The organism is Rhizobacter sp. P2_H2, from assembly GCF_056403375.1.
On the sequence record NZ_JBFUFP010000490.1, the window covers coordinates 1 to 3,925 of the forward strand.

Sequence of the window (3,925 nt, forward strand, 5' to 3'; positions counted from 1 at the left end):
GGCGCGAGCCGTTCGGCGGCGCGGATCGCGGCCTCGTCGGCACGCCGCGCCTCGGGCACCTGCCACGCATGCGCCAGCACCAGGCGCGTGCCGGTGTCGATGTCGGCCATCACGAGGGTGGTGCGGCGCGCCTCGCCGTCGCGCTGCGTGCGCGCGCCCAGGCACATCAGCCTGACCCGGTCCAGCGCGGTCTCTCCCGCCTGGCCGATGCCCAGCACGGCGCCGGCATGGCCAGGCAGGCCGCCCGCGGCCTGCCGCAGGCCCAGCTCGGCCAGCAGGTCGACGCCCTGCGCGGCGTCGTACAGCGCGCGGCGCTTCGCGTAGCCCTCGCCCCAGGTCTCCAGGTCGGCGAGCAGCAGCGACAGCCAGGCCGCTTCGGTCGCGGCGATGCGTGCGGTCGACAGGCCTTGCATCCATGCATCGGCGCCTTGCGACACGCCGTGCCGCGCGATCGCCTCCACCAGCTGCTCGAACGGCGCGCGCTCGACCGCGTGAGCCTGGCCTGCCGAGCCCAGCCGCACCGTGAGCTGCGGTGCCGCTGCATCCTGTTCGCGTGCGGCGCGGAACGCCCACACGCCCAGCGCGACGTGCTCGCAGGCCGCCGCGCGCACGCAGTCGCAGCGCGCGGTCTCGAGTGCGGCACCGCCCCAGTAGCGCACGGTCGCGCTCGGCAGCCGCGCGGTGTCGCACGGGTCGCCGCCGCCGCGCTGCCGCACCTCGATGCTGATGCCGGCATCGCGCAGCAGGCCGGCCTGCGTCAGCAGCGTGGCCGGCACGACGCGGGCCAGCGCCGCATCGTCGGCATCGGCCACGGGTGCTGCGACCGGCAGCGGCGCGGCCGCCTGTTCCGCCTGTGCCGAAGCCGATTCGCGGTACGCCAGCGCCGCGATCACGCGGTGCCGGCACACGCCGGCCGCGTTGCAGCTGCAGCGCGCATCCTGGATCGCCACGCCCGCCGGCCAGCGGCACGACACGCCATCGTCGAACACCGCCTCCAGCAGCCCCTGCGCGTCCACCGACAGCCGCGGCCGGTAGCCGCCGGCCAACTCGCGCACCGCACGCTTGACGATGCCGGCATTCGCCGCATGCGACAGCGCCTCGGGCGACAGGTGCAGCAGGTCGTCGCGGACGATCGCCCCCACCGCGCTCACTTCAGCTTCTCCGCGAGCCAGGCGGCGAGCTGCCCCGGCGTCATCGCGCCGACCTGCGCGCCGGCCTCCACCAGCCGGCCGGCCAGCTCCTTGTCGTAGACCGGGTCGGCCCGCTCGTCGAGCGCGGCCAGCCCGAGCACGGTGCTGCCCTGCGCCACCAGCGCGCGCACGTGGCCGATCAGCACGTGCTCCGGCATGCCCTCGTAGAAGTCGCTGACGATCACGACCACCGCGCGCCGCKGCACGCTGATGCGCTCTGCCGCGTAGCCCACCGCCTTGCCGATGAAGGTGCCGCCGCCGAGCTGCACGCCCATCAGCACCTCGACCGGGTCGGTGACGCTGTCGCTCAGGTCGACCACCTCGGTGTCGAACGCGATCAGGTGCGTCTTGATGCCCGGCAGGCCCCACAGGCAGGCGGCCGTCACCGCCGAATGGATCACCGAGTTCAGCATGCTGCCGCTCTGGTCGACCAGCAGGAAGACCTGCCAGGGCTCCAGCACGCGCCGCGTGTTGACGTGGAACAGCGGCCGCTGGATCACGAGCCGGCCGCGCTGCACATCGTAGTGGCGCAGGTTGCGCTTCAGCGTCTCGCGCGCGGCGAACTGGCTGACTGCCCCCTGCAGGCTCAGCTGCTGCGGCTTGCGCGCGCCGCTGAAGGCGCGCTGCACCTGCTTCGCGAGCTTCTCGACCAGCTCGCGCACCACCTTGTCGACCAGCTTGCGCGCCATCGCCAGCACCTGCGGATTCATCAGGTGCTTGGTGCGCAGCACCGCCTGCAGCAGCGCCGGGTTCGGCGTCGCGCGCTCCAGCACGTCGAGGTTGRTCACCACCTCGTCGATGCCGTAGCGCTCGATTGCGTCGCGCTCCAGGCGTTCGATCGTCTCCTTCGGGAACAGCTCGTGGATGCCGTTGATCCACTCCGGCACCGTCAGCTGCGAGGCTTCGCTGCCGCCGTGGCGGTCGAGCGCGTCGTCGGCGTGCCGGCCGTCCTGCGACGGGTCGTCGCGGCCGTACAGCCACGCGAGCGAGCGGTCCATCGCGGCCGCGTGGCCGCCGGCCGCGCCGAGGCTCGCGTCGGCGGCCTCGCCGAGCAGCAGGCGCCAGCGCTCGGCGGCGTCGAGTTCGGGCAGCGGCTTCGTCATGACAACCCCTCGCTCGATGAGTACATCGATCGATCCCCCGAGGGGATGCGGGCCGGCTTGGGAGCGGCCCGGCGCTCGGCCCGCCTCATGTCAGCAGCCCGATCTGGTTCGCCCAGGCCATCGCCTGCGCCTCGACGCGGCGCGCATCGAGCAGTGCCTCGGTGCCGTCGTGCAGCCTCAGCAGGCGCTGCCGCTGGCCGGCGTCGAGGCCGAGCAGCCGCGCGACGTGGGCCGCCAGCGCGCCGCGCTCGCGCGGCGGAAACCAGCCGAGCGCCGAGCGCAGCGCCGGCAGCGCGACCAGGAAATCCTCGACGCCCATGCCGTCGAGCGCCGCATGGATGGCGCGCACGATGCCGTCGCTCTCGCTCGCCAGCGCCCGCGCGCACGAGAACAGGCCGTAGAGGAAATCGCCGAGCGCGTCGCGCGGCGGCATCGCACGTGTGATCGCGATCACCTCGTCGCGCGCGGCCTGCGCGCCGTCGGCCCTGGCGTCATCCACCAGCGCGTCGTGCTGGAACGCGACACCGAGCGCCGCGCCGCGCAGTGCCGGCGGCTTCGAGGGGCTGCGCGCGAGGCGGGCCATCGTCTGCCGCACGAAGCCGCCGTCGAGCGCGGGCAGGTGCAGCCGCAGCAGCGTGTCGAACACGGCAGCCGCGTGCACGTCGGCCTCCAGCAGCTGCGGGCTGCCGGCGCCGTCGCGGCCTTCGAGCAGCCACAGCAGCTGGCCGGCCATCAGCGCCAGCGTGTCTTCGAGCAGCGCGCGCGGGTCGTCGCCCCAGAAGCCGGCCTCGACGATCGCGGCCAGCGACTGCGCGGCACGCGCGAGCGCGCCGTGGTCGTGGCTGCTGCCGATCCCTTCGCGCAATTGCTGCGCGAGCTCGTGGCCCATGTCGAGCAGGCCGGCGCGGATCGCCTGCATCAGGCACTGCGCCAGCACCGTGGCGTCTCCCTGCGCATCGGCCACCTGGCGCAGCAGTGCCTGGCGTGCCGCGGCCTCGAGCGTCGCGCCATGCATCGCGGCCTCGATCAGGTCGGGGTACCAGCGCTCGGTCTGCTGCAGCCGCCAGTGCTCCTCGAAGGCCAGCTCGCGGGCCAGGCCGCGCGCGGCACGCGGTGCCTTCGTCTCGACCAGCTGCACGCCGCTGACCTGCAGGCAGCGCAGTTGCCACAGCAGGTGCGCGCGCGGGGTGTCCTCGGCGCGGCGGCGGTCGAGCACGAGCTGGTGGGCGGTGCGTTCGATCTGCAGGTTGAGCGCGGCCAGCCGTTGCCGCACGTCGTGCAGCAAGGGCGGCAGCGGCGTGTCGCCATGCAGGCGGCCGGCACCGTCGCCGGTCAGCGCGAGCAGGGCCTCGCGCAGCACCGGGTGGTGGTGCGCGCCGAGGCGGCGGTCGTTGCTCCACGGGGCCGGTACCTCCAGCGCCTCCTTGACGACGGCCGATTGCAGTGCATCGAGCAGGTCGACGCGCAGCGGCACCGCGTGCCCGCGCAACGCGGCCAGCGCGGCGGCGCTGCGCTCGAAGGCCAGCAGGTCGGCGGTCGACAGCGGCACCTGCGCACGGCGCAGCCGCGCCACCATCGTCGCGACCGCGCGGTCGCCGGCCGGCCGCAGCCCGTGCTGCCACACCCACTGGT

The 3,925-nt window shown here is 74.4% G+C and carries 2 protein-coding genes and 1 pseudogene; all 3 read right to left on the reverse strand.

Going from position 1 to position 3,925, the window contains the following annotated elements; all coding sequences use genetic code 11:
* A pseudogene (locus AC1D15_RS20955) lies at positions 1 to 1,142 on the reverse strand (hypothetical protein); the annotation flags it as partial.
* 5 nt (positions 1,143 to 1,147) lie between these two features.
* Complete coding sequence (locus AC1D15_RS20960) at positions 1,148 to 2,293, reverse strand: VWA domain-containing protein (protein WP_477827483.1); 1,146 nt, start codon at positions 2,291 to 2,293, stop codon at positions 1,148 to 1,150.
* A gap of 85 nt (positions 2,294 to 2,378) precedes the next feature.
* On the reverse strand, positions 2,379 to 3,925 hold a 1,547-nt coding region (locus tag AC1D15_RS20965), incomplete at its 5' end, for a DUF5682 family protein (RefSeq protein WP_477827484.1).